13 protein-coding genes are annotated in these 15,344 nt (G+C 66.0%); 4 read left to right on the forward strand and 9 right to left on the reverse strand.

Translation table 11 applies throughout. The annotated features are described in order from the left end of the window. Positions 1 to 85: 85 nt before the first annotated feature. Entirely contained in the window at positions 86 to 727 is a 642-nt protein-coding gene (gene rsmG, locus FFY45_RS18390; RefSeq protein WP_176341554.1) for a 16S rRNA (guanine(527)-N(7))-methyltransferase RsmG, read from the reverse strand. A gap of 388 nt (positions 728 to 1,115) precedes the next feature. Between rsmG and FFY45_RS18395 the strand changes: the two genes are divergently transcribed. Together FFY45_RS18395 and FFY45_RS18400 are read left to right on the forward strand one after the other, a co-directional pair. After that, positions 1,116 to 2,744, forward strand: a complete 1,629-nt coding sequence (locus FFY45_RS18395) for an alkaline phosphatase D family protein (protein ID WP_176341528.1) — start codon at positions 1,116 to 1,118, stop codon at positions 2,742 to 2,744. A 267-nt stretch (positions 2,745 to 3,011) separates the two neighbouring features. Further along, positions 3,012 to 4,589: an alkaline phosphatase D family protein gene (locus FFY45_RS18400; protein WP_176341529.1), complete on the forward strand. Its 1,578-nt coding sequence runs from the start codon at positions 3,012 to 3,014 to the stop codon at positions 4,587 to 4,589. 132 nt (positions 4,590 to 4,721) lie between these two features. Here the strand turns inward: FFY45_RS18400 and FFY45_RS18405 are convergent, their stop codons facing one another. Then, positions 4,722 to 5,318 (reverse strand): 4'-phosphopantetheinyl transferase superfamily protein, encoded by a 597-nt coding sequence (locus tag FFY45_RS18405; protein WP_176341530.1) that lies wholly within the window; start codon positions 5,316 to 5,318, stop codon positions 4,722 to 4,724. A gap of 126 nt (positions 5,319 to 5,444) precedes the next feature. Here FFY45_RS18405 and FFY45_RS18410 point away from each other — a divergent pair, with 126 nt between their 5' ends. Beyond that, positions 5,445 to 5,696: a GlsB/YeaQ/YmgE family stress response membrane protein gene (locus FFY45_RS18410; protein ID WP_043889923.1), complete on the forward strand. Its 252-nt coding sequence runs from the start codon at positions 5,445 to 5,447 to the stop codon at positions 5,694 to 5,696. A gap of 69 nt (positions 5,697 to 5,765) precedes the next feature. Here FFY45_RS18410 and FFY45_RS18415 read toward each other — a convergent pair whose 3' ends face one another. Genes FFY45_RS18415 through FFY45_RS18430 form a run of 4 tightly spaced genes read right to left on the reverse strand, consistent with a single transcriptional unit; the run spans position 5,766 to position 10,962 of the window. Further along, the gene (locus FFY45_RS18415) at positions 5,766 to 6,203 is read right to left on the reverse strand and encodes a GFA family protein (protein ID WP_176341531.1); all 438 of its coding nucleotides are present in this window, start codon (positions 6,201 to 6,203) and stop codon (positions 5,766 to 5,768) included. After that, entirely contained in the window at positions 6,200 to 6,979 is a 780-nt protein-coding gene (gene xth / locus FFY45_RS18420) for an exodeoxyribonuclease III (RefSeq protein ID WP_176341532.1), read from the reverse strand. The genes FFY45_RS18415 and xth overlap by 4 nt, the downstream gene beginning before the upstream one ends. Before the next feature lie 52 nt (positions 6,980 to 7,031). Beyond that, positions 7,032 to 8,288, reverse strand: coding sequence for a phosphodiester glycosidase family protein (locus FFY45_RS18425; RefSeq protein ID WP_176341533.1), 1,257 nt, complete (start codon positions 8,286 to 8,288; stop codon positions 7,032 to 7,034). After that, positions 8,278 to 10,962, reverse strand: a complete 2,685-nt coding sequence (locus FFY45_RS18430; RefSeq protein WP_176341534.1) for a TonB-dependent receptor — start codon at positions 10,960 to 10,962, stop codon at positions 8,278 to 8,280. Before FFY45_RS18430 ends, FFY45_RS18425 begins: the two co-directional genes overlap by 11 nt. 104 nt (positions 10,963 to 11,066) lie before the next feature. Between FFY45_RS18430 and FFY45_RS18435 the strand changes: the two genes are divergently transcribed. Continuing rightward, the gene (locus FFY45_RS18435) at positions 11,067 to 12,215 is read left to right on the forward strand and encodes an ROK family protein (protein ID WP_176341555.1); all 1,149 of its coding nucleotides are present in this window, start codon (positions 11,067 to 11,069) and stop codon (positions 12,213 to 12,215) included. An 84-nt stretch (positions 12,216 to 12,299) separates the two neighbouring features. Here the strand turns inward: FFY45_RS18435 and FFY45_RS18440 are convergent, their stop codons facing one another. The 3 genes from FFY45_RS18440 to FFY45_RS18450 form a co-directional block, all read right to left on the reverse strand. Beyond that, complete coding sequence (locus FFY45_RS18440) at positions 12,300 to 13,094, reverse strand: hypothetical protein (RefSeq protein ID WP_176341535.1); 795 nt, start codon at positions 13,092 to 13,094, stop codon at positions 12,300 to 12,302. Next, a complete protein-coding gene (locus FFY45_RS18445) occupies positions 13,091 to 13,963 on the reverse strand; it encodes a peptidylprolyl isomerase (protein WP_176341536.1) in 873 nt (290 codons plus the stop codon). The genes FFY45_RS18440 and FFY45_RS18445 overlap by 4 nt, the downstream gene beginning before the upstream one ends. Positions 13,964 to 14,048: 85 nt before the next feature. Then, entirely contained in the window at positions 14,049 to 15,083 is a 1,035-nt protein-coding gene (locus FFY45_RS18450) for a glycerophosphodiester phosphodiesterase family protein (RefSeq protein ID WP_255172066.1), read from the reverse strand. Positions 15,084 to 15,344 lie beyond the last annotated feature (261 nt).

A 15,344-nucleotide genomic window follows, 5' to 3' on the forward strand; every position in this document is an offset into this window, starting at 1 on the left:
TTCTCTTGCAGGCGGGAGAAGCGACCAGGCGCCGTGGCTTTTTAGCTCTCCCGATGCACGCGGCCGGGGCGGGCAGGCCGCCGCTTCAGCCCGTCTTGCGCACCACGACCAGATGCCGCTCGCCATCCAGGCCGGGCACCTGCAGCGGATGCACGTCAGCTACGCTCCAGCCGGCGGGCAGTGCGGCGATCTCCTCATGCGGGTAGATGCCCTTCATCGCCAGCAAGCTGCCGCCCGGGCGCAGCAGGTGACCGCCGACGGCGATGATGCCGGCCAGCGTATCCAGCGCCCGTGCGGTCAGGTGGTCGTAAGCGGCCGGCTCGTCCAGCGCCTCGGCGCGCGACTCGGCCACGCGCGCATTGCCCAGCGCCAGGTGACGCAAGGCCTCGCGCATGAAGCGCGCCTTCTTGCCGTTGCTTTCCACCAGCGTCACCTGCAGCTGCGGGCGGGTGATCGCCAGCGGGATGCCGGGCAGGCCGGGGCCGGTGCCCAGGTCGGCCAGGGTGCCGCTGGCGATGTACGGCTGCATGGCCAGCGAATCGAGCAGATGGCGGGTGACCATCTCGCGCGGGTCGCGCACGGCGGTGAGGTTGTAGGTCTTGTTCCAGCGCACCAGCAGCGTCAGGTAACGCAACAGCGGCGCGGCAAACGCCGCATCCAGGGATTGGGCCTGCAGGCCGTTGGCCAGCGCGGCGGCTACATCGGGGGGAAGTGCGGCATCGTTCATGGCGCGATTATCGCAGCTGGGTGGCGTGCAGGCGCGTGGGTGCGGTGGACGGCGCATGCGGCGTTCCAGACCGACCACACCCACCTTTAGTGGCGTTGCCTGATCGTTGGATTGCTGGATTGCTGGATTGCTGGATTGCTGGATTGCTGGGTTGCTGGGTTGCTGGATTGCTGGATTGCTGGATTGCTGGGTTGCTGGGTTGCTGGGTTGGCTGGCCGGCTGGCCGGCTGGCAAGCATCACCGACCGGTGCGACACCTGCCGCCTCACCGCCACAGCGGATTTCGAGGATAGAGCCATCTGCGTCGGCGGCGACACCAATGCCGCTGCCATTGAACGGACATCCGCCCGTCGCACTATGGTCGCGTCCGCTAGATTGCCTGTGTGCCCATGTCCTTGATCGACCCGTCTTCCGTATCGCCCCTGCCCGGCTCCGACAACACGACACCCACGGTGGATCACAGCCGCCGGCGCATTCTCATCGCCGGCGCGGGGCTGGCAACTGCCGGGCTGCTCAGCCCGTTCGCGCGCGCAAGCGGCAGCCCGGACCCGTTCACCCTGGGCGTGGCCGCTGGCGACCCGTTGGCCGACGGCTTTGTCATCTGGACCCGGCTGGCACCGCGCCCGCTGGACCCGGATGGACGCGGCGGGCTGACCGCACCGGTGCGTGTGCGCTGGCAAGTGGCCAGCGACCCGGGCATGCGCAGCATCGTGCGCCAGGGCGAGACCGTCGCCAGCCCGGCCTGGGGCCATGCGGTGCATGTGGAGGTCGCCGGCCTGGCCGCCGATCGCCCGTACTGGTACTGCTTCCAGGCGCTGGGCGCGCGTAGCGCAATCGGCAGCGCACGCACCTTGCCGGCGCCGCATCAGTTGCCGGATGCCGCGCGGCTGGGCTTTGTGTCCTGCTCGCACTGGGAGCTGGGCTATTTCAGCGCCTACCGCCATCTGGCTGCCGAGCAGCCGGACCTGGTGTTCTTCCTCGGCGATTACATCTACGAATACAGCAACCACGGCGAGGCGGCGAACAAGATCGTGCGCCCGCACGGCAGCGGCGAATGCCTGGATCTGGCCGGCTACCGCAACCGCTATGCGCTGTACCGCACCGATCCCGACCTGCAGGCGCTGCACGCCGGCAGCGCCTGCGTGGCGACCTGGGACGACCACGAGGTGCAGAACGATTATGCCAATCGCTGGTCGCAGGATCCGTCGATTGCAGTCGACACCTTCCTGGCCCGACGCGCGGCCGCGTATCGCGCCTTTTACGAACACTTCCCGCTGCGCGCGCGCAATCGCCCACATGGCGCCGACATGCGCATCTACCGATCGCTGGACTACGGCCAGCTGGCACGCTTCTACGTGCTCGATGGCCGCCAGTACCGCAGCGAACAACCCTGCCCGCAGGCCAACGGCTGGCGCGGCGGCCATGTGGTGGATGACAGCTGCCGCGAACGCACCGACCCACGCCGCACCATGCTCGGCTGGGAACAGGAGCGCTGGCTGCATGGCGCCTTCGCACAATCGCCCGCGCGCTGGAACGTGATCGCGCAGGATCTGCTGGTGGCACCGATGAACCAACACGGTCGAGACGGCGTATTCGGGCAGTGGACCGACGGCTGGGACGGCTACCCGGCCACGCGCACCCGCATGCTCGACGCAATCGCCAAGACCCGGCTACGCAACCCGGTGTTCTGGGGCGGCGACATCCACTCGTACTGGGTCACCGACTTGAAGGCCGATCCGGCCGACCCGGATTCGCCCACGCTGGCCACCGAATTCGTCGGCACCTCGATCACCTCCGACGGCCAGAGCAACACCGAGCTGCAAGCCACCATGGCGCTCAATCCGCATGTGCACTACGCCGAAGGCGAGACGCGCGGCTACGTCTCGGTAACTTTGACCCCGGGCCGGATGGAAACGCGCCTGCAAGGCATCTCCGACCGCCGCGACCGCCAGGCCACGGTCTCGACGTTGAAACGCTTTGTGGTCGAAGACGGCAAAGCGGGGGCAGTGGAGGCGTAAATCCATGCGGTGTGCTGCGGCGGGCAGTGGAAACTTCATGCGACACCCATCCGCCACAGCGCACTTGCGCCGACCTTCCACGACAGTCGCAGCAGGCGTGAAGCGCTATTCCGCGACGTCGCCAGGCAAACCCTCACCCGGGTGCTGCGCAATACAGTGACTGCATCCATCACCACGCGACCTGCTGCGCCATGCAGCGCAATGGACACGTACCGGTAAGACGGCGGCGCTATATCTGGACGCCGCTGCCAGATAGTCGAGGATGCCATGACCGCCTCCGATCCCGCCCGCCGCCGCGTGTTGCAAGGTTTGGGTGCCGGCCTGTTGTTGCCGGCCACTGCTGCTTGGTCCACGCGCAGTCTGGCCGCGCCCTCCGGGCGGCCGATGATCACCGATGGGGTGCAGAGCGGCGATGTGCTGGACGGCCGCGCGATGCTGTGGAGTCGCTGCGATCGGCCCGCGCGGCTGCGGGTGGAATGGGATACGCGCCCAAGCCTGCGGCAGGCGCGCCGCGTGGATGGGCCGGTGGCGTTGCCGGCGCACGACTTCACAGCGCGGGTGGACCTGGGTGCATTGCCGCGCGATCAGGACATCTTCTACCGGGTGCGCTTTGAAGACGCCGACAGCGGTGTGTTGAGCGCGCCGGTACACGGCCATCTGCGCGGTGCGCCGTATTCGCGTGGCGATGTGCGCTTTGTGTGGAGCGGCGACACCGTGGGCCAGGGTTTCGGCATCAATCCAGACATCGGTGGCATGCGCATCTACAGCGCAATGCGCGAACGCAATCCGGACTTTTTCCTGCATAGCGGCGACACCATCTATGCCGACGGCCCGATCCCGGCCGAACTGATCGTCGAAGAGGGCAAGCGCTGGCGCAATCTCACCACCACGGCCAAGAGCAAGGTGGCCGAAACGCTGGACGAATTTCGCGGCAATTACCGTTACAACCTGCTCGATGAAAACGTCCGTCGCTTCAATGCCGAGGTCGCGCAAATCTGGCAGTGGGACGATCACGAAACCACCAACAATTGGTCGCCTGGCAAGCAGCTGGACGAGCGCTATCAGGTGCGCGATATCGATGTACTGGCCGGCCGTGCACGCCAGGCATTTCTGGAATATGCACCGATGCGCGGCGTGCGTGCCGATGGCGACGGGCGCATCTATCGCAAGATCGGTTATGGCCCGCTGCTGGATGTGTTCGTGCTGGACATGCGCAGCTACCGCGGCGCCAACAGCGACAACCTGCAGCCGCAACCCGGCGCAGACGCTGCATTTCTCGGCACGCAACAACTGGCGTGGCTGCAGCGCGAACTGGCCGGCTCACGCGCGCAATGGAAGGTGATTGCCGCCGACATGCCGATCGGCCTGCAGGTGCCCGATGGGCAGGACGCAGCAGGGCGCGCACGTTGGGAAGCGATCGCCAATGGCGACCCGGGCGTGCCGCGTGGCCGCGAACAGGAGATCGCCGCACTGCTGCGTTTCATCAGCGCAGCGCGCATCCGCAACACGGTGTGGCTGACCGCCGATGTGCACTACTGCGCGGCGCATTACTACCATCCCGATAAAGCGGCGTTTCAGCAGTTCGAGCCGTTCTGGGAATTCGTCGCCGGCCCGCTCAATGCCGGCAGTTTCGGCCCGAATGCGCTGGATGCCACCTTCGGCCCGACGGTGATCTTTCAAAAAGCACCACCTGCACCGAACATGTCGCCGCTGGCCGGATTTCAGTTTTTTGGCGAAGTGGAGATCGACGCACACACCGGCGTGCTGACGGTGACGCTGCGCGATCTGGACGGCGTGGCGCAGTTTCGCCAACCGATCTTGCCGCATGGGCATGGTGCGACGTAGGCAAACGCATTGCCCGCGCTTGCCAGCGGGGCGCGCTGGTGCGGCATGCGAGGTCGCAGAAACGCTGCATCATCTCTCAGGTTATGCCGATGCCTGCTGCTGGCGACACGGCCGCCAGGTCGATCGCCGCTTTCAGTCGGCCGCCAACGGATAGAACGCCAGCGCCGCGCGGCAGTCCGGGGCGGCCCACCATTCGTGCAACTGCCACTGTGCGGCTTGGCCAAGCTCCGGGTCGCACCACTGCAATTGCAATGCACCATCCGGCGCCAGTGCGTACGCAAGCCGATGCAGACCGAACGACAGGCCATGCCCGTAGGCCTTGAGTAGCGCTTCCTTGGCGCACCACAGGCGGAAAAACAGCGCGTGTTGTGCGTCCGGCTCCTGCGCAGTCAACAGTGCGATTTCGTCGGGATGGAAGAAGCGTTGCGCGATGTCCAGCAGGCGTGGGCGTGCGCGAATGCGCTCCAGATCCACGCCCAGCCGCACGCCTTCGCCCAGGCCGACCAGCAGGTACTCGCCGCTGTGGCTCCAGCCGGTATCCCGGTTGGGCAAGGCCGGCTGCAGCGATGGACGCCCGCGTGCATCGCGCTGCAAAGGCACGTTTTCAGGGTCGATGCCCAGTGCCTGACCCAGCAACTGCCGCGCCTGCGGTTCGCCGCGTTCGCCGTGCCGATGTGGGCGCAGCCACAGCTGCACCGGGCCATGCCGCCAGCTCGCGTGCGCTGTCACGCTGCGTCCACCAAACCGAACACTCGGCAGCGCGATGTATCGCGCTCGACAGGTACTTCACGCCCGGCTGCGTTGAATGGCGGCCATGCACCACTTCCGGTGCACGCGTACAAGGAGATCGGCAACATGGGTATCATCATCTGGTTGATCGTCGGCGGCATCGTGGGTTGGCTGGCCAGCATCATCATGCGTCGCGACGCACAGCAGGGCATCATCCTCAACATTGTGGTCGGCATCGTCGGTGCGTTGATCGCAGGTTTCCTGTTCGGTGGTGGCATCAATCAAGCCATCACGTTGTGGACCTTCGTCTGGTCGCTGCTGGGTGCGGTGATTCTGCTGGCGATCGTCAATCTGTTTACGCGTGGTCGTGTGCGTTGATTGAAACGCAGTGTGATTGAAACAACGCCCGGGCTTGCCCGGGCGTTGTCGTTTCAGCCGCCGGTGACATCAACCGCTTGCCGGCGTGCGATCGGACGGATGGTGAACCCCATCTTCCACCGGCACGGCGATGTTCAACGCATAGGGGTTGACGCCTTCCAGGCAACCGACGTTGTAGCCGTATTCGTTGGGATTGGAACGCCGCCGATGGTGCGTATAGATGCCGCACACACTGCAGAAATAATGCGCAGCCGTGTGCGTGTTGAACTGATACAGCCGCAGCACGTCTTCGCCCTGCAGCACATGCAACCCATCGAGCGTGACCGAGGCGACGATAGCGCCGCGGCGGCGGCACATCGAGCAATCGCAGCGGCGTGGATCGAGCAGGCCATGCGGTAGCTCCAGATCGATCTGCACCGCGCCGCAATGGCAACTCAAGCGATGCACCGGCCCGAGCGTGACCTCGCCCACCTTGTAGGTGCTGCGCCGCAGCGTGCGCTCGCTCATGCGTCGAGGTCTGCCAGCCGCACCCAGGCCGGTGCGTGATCGCTGGGGCGCTCCCAGGTGCGTGGTTCGCGGTCGATACCCGATTCCACCGCGCGTGTGCGTAATGCATCCGACACCAGGGTCAGATCGATGCGCAAACCGAGATTGCGACGGAAGCCGGCCTGGCGGTAATCCCACCAGCTGAACTGCTCGGCATCGTCGTGATGCAGGCGAAACGCATCGTGCAGGCCCAGCGCCAGCAGTTGTTCCAGCGCCGCACGCTCGGCGGTGGAGGTGAGGATGTGGTGCTCGTTCCACACCGACGGGTCGTGCACATCGCGCGCATCCGGAGCGATGTTGAAGTCGCCCAGCACCACCAGCTGCGGGTACTTTTGCAATTCCTGCGCCAGCCACTCGTGCACTGCGGCGAGCCAGCGCAGCTTGTAGGCGTACTTGTCGGTGTCCACGTCCTGGCCGTTGACCACATACAGATTGACGATGCGCACGCCATCGACGGTGGCCGCGATCACGCGCTGCTGCACATCGTCGAAACCGGGGATCCCCATCTGCACATCCAGCGCCGGCGAGCGCGACAGGATCGCCACGCCGTTGTAGGTCTTCTGCCCGCAAAACACGCTGCGATAGCCTGCCGCCGCCAAGGCCGCATCCGGAAACTTGTGGTCTTCCAGCTTGGTTTCCTGGATGCCGACCACGTCGGGCGCAAACGTGCCCAACCACTGTTGCAGATGCGGCAGGCGCACGTTGAGCGAGTTGACGTTCCAGGAGGCAATCTTCATGGCGCGGACCGTGGTTCAAACCCCCAATGGTACCGCGCCGCTCGCTTGTCGCTTAAGGCTGCGGGGCGATGCGCACCCCGAGCTGGTTGGCAACCGGGCGTTCGCGCCCCGGGATGCCGGTGTGGATGGGGCGGTTGAGCGTACGCACGCGCCCGTCCACGCGCGCAGCCAGGGTGCTGGAGCCGCCGCCGTCCAGATTGATGGCGGAGCTGGCGCCGAGCTGCTGCAACACCGCGGTGAGCGCATCCAGGGTCATGCCGGCGCTGTAGCCGGGCTGGCGGCCGTCGGCCACCACCATCCACAGCGTCTTGCGTGCGCGATCCAGGCCCAGTGCGCTGCGTGGTTCGGGGCCGTCGTAGTACTCGGCGCGGCTGGCTTCGCGTGGCTGGCGCTTGCCGTCGAGCAACAGCAGCGGGCCGGCACCCACACCCATCCGCGTGCCGGAGGGGCAACTGCCGCGCACGATGCGCACCGCGTTGCGCGCGCTCACGCACAGCGCTGCGTTGACGCGTGTATCGCTGGTGGCGGCGGCCGAATCGAGATGGCCTTCATTGATCGACAGACCTTCGGCAGTGACGCCCTGCCCCGTGGTCGGCACGAATGCCTTGTCGAACAGATGCCCGCCATCGAACGGCAGGAAGTAATCGGCGTTGATCGCCAACGCCAGCTCGCCATCGCGCACGAACGCGGTAGTGGGATTGGCGAGAAATTCGCCACCGCCGCTGGACTCGCCGCGCGTGCCGACCAGTTGCAGGCCGGGGGTGGAGAGATCGATTTCGGCGATGTGCAGCATCACCGGTTGCGGTGCGCTCACGGCTTGCCACCAGTAGCGCACACCCGGCGCCAGCGTGATCGGCACCCCGGGTGCGGGCACCGGCTGCACCAGCGGTTCGATACTGATGCGATCGCGGGCGTGGGCCTGGTCCAACGCAGCCAGCACCGCATCGATGCGTGCCGGCGGCGTGCGCAGCAGCAGGCGCTGGCTGGGTGCGACTTGCAACACCTGCACCAGACCGGCGCAGCGCGCGCCGCCGCATGCCTTGCCATCGATGCCGACGCGTGCCGGGCCATCCGCATCGTCGGGCACCTGCAAGGCGATGCGATTGCGCTCGGCCGGTTTGCAGCGGCTCACCGCTGCGAGCACATCGTCCGGCCATTGTCCCCAGCAGTCGCCGCTGACGATGGTTTCCATCGGCACAAACTGCGCGTCTGCCTTAGGCATTGCACCATCGTCGGCATCGGCGCTGCCGGCCAGCGTTGCCAGCAATGCAATCAACAGCGCCGCTGCGCCGCGTCGATCAGAACGCATAGTCCACTCCCAGGTAATACGCACGGCCGTTGTCGAGCTGCTCGCGCATCAATTGTTGGTCGGCGCCGATCACCCGCGTCAGCCGCGCATTGCTGAGATTGCGGCCTTGCACGGTCAGGCGCAGTTGCTTGCTGAAGCTCCAGGCCAGCTGCGCGTCGTAACTGGTGATCGCAGCGTAATAGCGGTCGTTGACGCGGTTGTCGGTGGCGGCGGACAGCAGCTGTTGGCCGGTGTAGTTGGCACTGACGCGCGCACTGAACGGGCCGATGTCGTATAGCAGCGAGGCGTTGGCGCTGCGCTTGGGCGATTCCATCAGGCCGGGCAGCGCGCGGCGGCTGCCATCGACCATCTGTACATCGGCGGTGCGCGGGTCGAGCAGGGTTGCGTTGAACATCGCGCCCAGGTTCGACCACGCACCGGGCAGAAAGTCGAAGCGCGTATCGATGGCAGTGAATTCGATGCCCTGCACCTGCGCATCGCCGGTATTGATCGCCTGGGTGGTGGTGACCTGATAGTTGCCGACCAACCCGCCGGGATCGCGCTGGGTGTCGGTGCTGGTCAGGCGCACGATTTCATCGCCGATACGCTTGTGGAACAGCGCCACCGACAGCTGCGAATCGCGGTCCGGATACCATTCCAGCGACACATCCAGATTGTCCGCGCGACGCGGACGCAGCAGCGGATTGGCGATGCTGCGATTGATGGTCAAGCCGGTGACATCCACCACCGGGCTGCTGTTCTGGCCGATGTCGGCATATGTGGGCAAGCCAATGGTGCGGCTGCCGGCCATGCGCAGTTTCAACGCCGGGGTGATGTCCCAGGCAAAGTTGGCCGAGGGCAGCAGGAAGCGGCGATCGCTGTCGGCCGATTGCTCCACGTAGTTTGTGCTGCTGCTCAGCGGTTGCGGCACAGCGCTGAGCACCTCGCGCTGCAGGTATTCGTTGCGCAGGCCGAACGTCGCCAGCGTGCGCTCGCCATGCCAGGTGCCCATGAGATAGGCGGCGCCATTGCGCTCGTCGATGCGGAAATCGCTGATCGCGCTGTTGCGCGCATTGGTGTTGGCCAGCACGTAGGCGCCTGGCGAAGCAGCGGCGAAGGCGGCGACCTTGGCCGGGTCGATCAGCAACAGGCAGCTGAAATCGGCATACGGGCAGATGCGTGCATCGTCGGTGCCAATCGTTGCCAGAGTCACGCGGCCGGAGGGATTGCGGCGGACTTCATCCAGGTTGTAGCGCTGCTGCAGATCGCGGTACTGCAGGCCGGTACGAACGCCCCAACCGCGCGCGTCGGCATCGGCGTTCTGGCTGTAGTCCACTTTGAACGTTGTCGTGTCGGTGCTGCTTTTTTCCACGCGGGTCAGGAAATACTGCTGGGTGTAGTTGGCCGCGTTGCCGTAATAGCCTGGGTCGACCAAGGCGATGCTCGGGCGCGCACCGTCGCTGAGCGCATATCCAAAGCCCAAGCGCGAGGAAGCAGCGGCGCTGAATATATCCTCGCGGGTGTCTTGCTGGTATTTGCCGGTGGCGCGGTTGAGCAGTACATCCACATGGCCTTCCGGGTTGAGCCGGAAGCTGCCGCCGAGCTGCGCGTAACGCAATGTGCGGGTCTGATCGAAACGGTTGGCATCCACCTGCGCGCTGCCTTGCGCGTAGCGGCCAGTGTTGGTGTCGCTGATGGTGGCGTTGCCGACACGATTGATCCATTGCGAACGCCGTTGCTCGTCGTTGCTGTGCTCGAACGCGCCGGCGCTGAAGGCCAGTTTCACGTCTTCGCCGTCGTCGTATTCGAGCTTGCCGAACACGCTGCGGCGCTGGCGCACGTTGTCGTAACTGAGCGGGCGGAAGCGGTCCGGCGCGATCGCCAGCCCGTCCGGGTCCAGGCCGGAGGTGAGGTTCTGCCGTACGCCGTTGGCGTAATAGCTGTAGCTGTCGATGGCGGTGTTCAACGAGGACGAATCGCGGCGGAAGTAGTCGGCCGACAGCACCACGCCGAAATGATTGTCCGGCCCGAAGGTGTCGCTGAAGCTGCCCTGCACCTGGCCCGACGGCGTGCTGCCTTGCAGATGCCGGCGGTTTTCCCAATCGGCCAGGTTGGCACGCACCGTGGCAAAGCGGCCGTCGTGATCGAAGGCGCTGCGCGTGCGCAGCGAGGCGATGCCGCCGATGGCATTGCTGTCCAGGTCCGCGTTGAAGGTCTTGTAGATATCCACCTGCTGCGCCAGCGAGGCGGGAATCACATCCAGTGATTGCACGCGCCGGCTGGTTTCGGTGGAGGGCAGCGCCACGCCATCGATCAACACATTGTTGTAGTCGGGGTTGAAGCCGCGCAGGCTCATGAATTGCGCCTCGCCGCGGCCGTTGTTGACCACCATCGACACGCCCGGCACCCGCTGCAGCGCCTCGCCCAGGCCGAAGTCCGGGATCGAGCCGATATCGTCGGCAGCCACCCCATCGGACACCACCGCCGCCTCACGCTTGGCGCCGATGGCTTGGCGGATCGACAGGTGCTGGCCGGAAACCTGCACCGCATCCAGCTGCACCGGGGCGATGTCGCTGGCAGTGTCGCTAGCGGGCGCGGCAGGAACGGTCTCGGCGGCGTACGCACACAGGCTGGCGCTCACGCACAGCGCCAACAGGCAAAAACGGGGACACGAACGGGTGCGGAAACGTGACATGGGATGACCGACGATGGCAGAGGCCGCTAATTTAATAACTTACTGTGAATTAATTATTTCAGCCGGAGCGGTTAAGCTAGCTTCCCCCCGTGACACCGCTCGCCATGTCGTCCATTGCCACTTCTGCCTTGCCGCTGCACTCGCCGCCCTTCCAGGGCCTGAGCCTCAACGAGCGCGACATGCTGGAGCGCCTTCGCCTGGCCGGCGTGCTCACCCGCGCCGACCTCAGCCGCGGCACCGGGCTGACCGTGCAGACCGCCGTACGCCTGATCGAAGGCCTGCAGTCGCGCGGCATGGTTCACATGGGCAGCGGCGTGGCCCGCGCCGGACGCGGCAAGCCGGGCGTGGCGGTGTCGCTGAACCCGGCGCACGGCCACACGCTGGGCATCTCCATCGCCACCGATGCGCTGACCCTGGCGCTGGTGGACTTCGCCGGCCAGGTGCTGGCGGTAAGCGAATTGCCCCTGGATGCCAGCAGTGCCGACGCGGTGCTGATGCAGCTGCAGGCCGGCGATGCGGCCTTGCTGGCACGCCTGGACCACGCACCTGGCCCGCGGCTCGGGATCGGGCTGGCGATGAGCGGGTTTTTCACCGGTGAGGACGGGCGCATCAATCCGCCCGAGCCGCTGCGCGCGCTCGGCGAGTTCGCGCTGGCGCCCTGGCTGGCCGACGCCTGCGCGCAGCCGGTGTGGATGGACAACGACGGCAGCGTGGCGGCGGCTGGCGAAGCGATGCTGGGCGTAGGCCGGCGCCATCGCGACTTGGCCTATCTCTATCTCAGCTACGGATTCGGTGGCGGCCTGGTCATCGACGGCCAGGTCATGCGCGGCGCGCGTGGCAATGCCGGCGAATTCGCCGGCATGCTGCCGGCGCAGAAACTCGAACGCGCCACCCTGGAATTGCTGCGCGAACTCGTCGCCGAAGACGGCATCGCGCTGCCGGACGTACGCGCGTTACTGGCCGCCTACGACCCGACCTGGCCGGCGATCGAACGCTGGATCGCGCGCAGCGCGCCGGGCGTGTCGTTGATCGTCTCGGCGATCACCGCCGTGTGCGACCCGGAAGCCATCGTCTTCGGCGGCCGCCTGCCGGCCGACCTGGCCCAGCGCCTGATCGCCGCGGTGCAGATCGACAACCTGCCGCGCCGCGGCCAGGCCCGCCCGATGCCGCTACTGCTACCGGCCGAAGCGCCGGCTGATGCCTGCGCGATCGGTGCGGCGACGCTGCCGTTGAAGGCGCGCTACTTCCGTTAGTGCCCGCCGGCAGCGACGTCGCCTGCCGTGCACGCCGTGCGTCAGTCGCCTTGCCGCTGGCGTGACGGCAGCCTGCCCGGCGCGTCAGCGAGCGCAGCAGCTTGCATGCAGCTCCCGTGCAAGCATCACCACCTGCTGCTCTGTGGCGACATCCATCTCCTCGAACATCTCCTCACCGCGCAACGGCGCTGCAGCCGGCAACGGATGTCCGAACGGCTGCTGGGACACCAGTCGCCAGGCGTCGCCGTACAGCGGCTCGGCGGTCGCCAGCAGCGGCGAGGACACGAACTGATCCAGCAACGGCATCGCCGCCCGGTTGCCCTGCATCGCCATCGCCTCCAGGTCGGCCAGCACTTGCTCGGCGTCGGCACGATCGGAAGGGGAAAGCGGTTGCGGTCTGCCGTCTGCGGCGACGGCGGGTTGGCGCTCCAGTACCAGACGTGCGCGTCGACGCAGTAATTCGAGCTGCGCGTCGGCATTGCCGCCGGCGGCGGCCTGACGCAGAAGTTGTTCCACCTGCGCGTATTCGCCTTCGCCGATGTGCTGGCAAGCCTTCAGCTGGGCAGCATGGTCGCGTGCGCGTTGCGACACCACGGCGCGCGCACCAGGCTCTGCCTGATCCGCATCGCCGACGGACGTTGCGAACGGCGGCGCCTCGGCAAGCATGGCGCAGCGGCTATAGGTCTGCGCGCGCGCATAAGACGCCGCAGCAAGCTCGCCCGACGCGGCAGCGGCGGCACTGCGCGTCGTCTCTACACCACCGGCTTGCGTCTTCGCTTCGGTCTGGAAGGCCTGCGGCGATCCGGTGCCACAGGCTGACAAGGCGAGCGCGTGCGGCACGAGGATCAGCCATCGGGACAGCGTGCCGTTCCCTCTCATTGCCGGATCCGCTGCGCGTCAGCATCGGCGCTGCGCTGGCTCTGGTCCGAGGACGCCAACGCCGCTGCTTCCGCAGCGCGTTCCTGCACCAGCTGGGCGACGGCGCGATCGCGCAGTTCTTCGCGCAGCTGCGCTTCGATCATCCCGCCCACGGTGTCGAGCGTGGCGGTGTGCTTTTCCTCTAGACGGATCAGGTGATACCCGCCAGGGCCGCGCACGGGGCCGGACACGTCGCCCACCGCCAGCGCACGCACCGGCACCTCGAACGGCGTGTCCAGGTAAAGGCCGAACATCGACGACAGCTGTCCCCCGTCGGCGGCAGTGGCGCCATCGTCGGACTCCTCGGCGGCCAGTCGGGCGAAATCGCCTCCACGCTCGATGCGACGGCGCAACATCTGCGCACGCTCCAGGGCCTGCGCCTGGCTCAACGGATGACTGCGCCGCGGCGCCGACTCGGGTTGTTCGGCGATGAAGACATGGCTGAGTCGAAATTCGTCGAAGTCGCCCGGCCGCTCGGCAATGCGCTTTGCGATATCGGCCTGCGACACCGTCACGCTCTGCAGCAGGTGATCGCGCTCGGCCTGCGCGAGCACAGTGTCGGCAGCCTCGCGCAGAAGGGCCGCCGTTTGCGGATCATCGGCAAGGCCTTGGCTCCTTGCGCGTTCGGCCAGGATCGCGCGTTCGATCGAAGCAGCGGCGCTGTTCGCATTTTCGCTTCGTGCCTGTTCCGCTGGCACAGCGTCCTCCCTCCTATCTGCGTCTGTCGGCGACGCAATGGCAGCCTGCGTGGTCATGCAGGCACCGAGCAGCAGCAACACGTAGCGCGTCGCGCGTGCAGGACCCACACAAACGTTGAATAACTTGGACATGAGATCTCCCTCAGAAACAGCGGCGATTGACTATTTCCGGTCATCCGGTGCGACAACCTCGACCGCACCGGATGCCGTCAAGACGTTACGGTGCGTAATGCGAAATGCGCCGCCCGTTGATCTTCAGCGTGCGCATGGTCGACTTCGGATCGTCGGTGGTAATCAGCCCGAACCGCTGTGACATCAGAAAACCGATATCGCCGCGATGGTCTGCGGTATCGGATTTCCCCTGATACGAGGAATACAGTTGCGACAATCGGTAGCAGCACGAACCGTTGTTGCTGATGAACTCGCCGGCACCCGGGCCATCGGGAATGGCCTGGAAGATGGCAATGCGCTTGCCCTCGGCGCGTGCGGCGTTCTTCTGGCCTTGCAACAGGCCATCGTCCTGCTTGACGTTGATTTCCAGCGTGTGGGCATAGCGTTGCCATTCGACACGACTGGCCGGCACGTCGATCTTCGACAACATGTTGGTGGTGTAGACCGGAATGGCATGCACATACTTCGCGTTACCGGCAAACGCGGCCGGGTGCGGGAACAACGTGGCGTTGACCTTCATCGCCACGACCTGCTCGGGATGATTGGGAAATGCCTTCAAGGCGGCGGTGTGTACCGCGCGCACGCCATCGGCGGTCTTGACGTCGAAGATCAGCGGCAGCTGCATGTTGTTGCGCTTCCAATACGCAAACAGCTCGTCCAGGCTGTACATCTCCCACCCGGTGACGGTGCCACGGTCCGGCGTGAGCAGGTGCAGTCGCTTGATGTTGGCCAACGACAGGCTGCTGACGAGCGGATTGGCGCCCAGGTTGGTGCTCGGGTTGTACTTGGCGCCCCCTACGAAGGTGTACACGTCGGTGGTGCGTCCAAGATTGAAGTCGTGGCTCAGCACCGGCATGCCGTCCTGGGTCACCTTGACGTCCAGCTCCACGCCATCCATGCACTGCACGTCGGCATTGAGCACGGCGCGGCTGGAGTTTTCCGGAATCGATGGATCGCCCGAGTATTTGCCCCACAGGCCGCGGTGGGCCAGCACCAGGGTATCGGCGGTGAACTTGTCGTTGAGGATCTCCGCCATCTTGTTGGCGGTATTGCCGCAGGATGCAGCAGCAAGTTGCGGCATGGCCACCAGCACGGCCAGCGCGCCGAGCAGGCGGCAGGCACGGGCCAGGGGATGTGGAACGAGGGTGGTAGGCATGGTCTCTGTGTCCCGGTTCGTAGGTGCAGGAAGGGCAAGGGATGGACGAGAGCCGACGGGTCGACGCAATCGGCGAACTCGCTTGCAGCGCACTCGCCAGCCGGTCGATACCGGGAGTGAGGCCAAGCCGTGCGTGATCAGTGTTCGGCTTGCCCGCCAATTTAGTCACTTACCATGAATTAATTA

It is taken from the genome of Xanthomonas hortorum (genome assembly GCF_011305375.1).
Taxonomy (GTDB): domain Bacteria; phylum Pseudomonadota; class Gammaproteobacteria; order Xanthomonadales; family Xanthomonadaceae; genus Xanthomonas; species Xanthomonas hortorum_E.

What these genes read in the sequence shown, in the direction of transcription:
- FFY45_RS18440 (WP_176341535.1), bottom strand. Translation starts at nt 13,094, where the DNA reads ATGAGAGGGAACGGCACGCTGTCCCGATGGCTGATCCTCGTGCCGCAC.
- FFY45_RS18425 (WP_176341533.1), bottom strand. Translation starts at nt 8,288, where the DNA reads ATGCGTTCTGATCGACGCGGCGCAGCGGCGCTGTTGATTGCATTGCTG.
- FFY45_RS18415 (WP_176341531.1), bottom strand. Translation starts at nt 6,203, where the DNA reads ATGAGCGAGCGCACGCTGCGGCGCAGCACCTACAAGGTGGGCGAGGTC.
- FFY45_RS18400 (WP_176341529.1), top strand. Translation starts at nt 3,012, where the DNA reads ATGACCGCCTCCGATCCCGCCCGCCGCCGCGTGTTGCAAGGTTTGGGT.
- xth (WP_176341532.1), bottom strand. Translation starts at nt 6,979, where the DNA reads ATGAAGATTGCCTCCTGGAACGTCAACTCGCTCAACGTGCGCCTGCCG.
- FFY45_RS18445 (WP_176341536.1), bottom strand. Translation starts at nt 13,963, where the DNA reads ATGTCCAAGTTATTCAACGTTTGTGTGGGTCCTGCACGCGCGACGCGC.
- FFY45_RS18435 (WP_176341555.1), top strand. Translation starts at nt 11,067, where the DNA reads ATGTCGTCCATTGCCACTTCTGCCTTGCCGCTGCACTCGCCGCCCTTC.
- FFY45_RS18410 (WP_043889923.1), top strand. Translation starts at nt 5,445, where the DNA reads ATGGGTATCATCATCTGGTTGATCGTCGGCGGCATCGTGGGTTGGCTG.
- FFY45_RS18395 (WP_176341528.1), top strand. Translation starts at nt 1,116, where the DNA reads ATGTCCTTGATCGACCCGTCTTCCGTATCGCCCCTGCCCGGCTCCGAC.
- FFY45_RS18450 (WP_255172066.1), bottom strand. Translation starts at nt 15,083, where the DNA reads ATGCCGCAACTTGCTGCTGCATCCTGCGGCAATACCGCCAACAAGATG.
- rsmG (WP_176341554.1), bottom strand. Translation starts at nt 727, where the DNA reads ATGAACGATGCCGCACTTCCCCCCGATGTAGCCGCCGCGCTGGCCAAC.
- FFY45_RS18430 (WP_176341534.1), bottom strand. Translation starts at nt 10,962, where the DNA reads ATGTCACGTTTCCGCACCCGTTCGTGTCCCCGTTTTTGCCTGTTGGCG.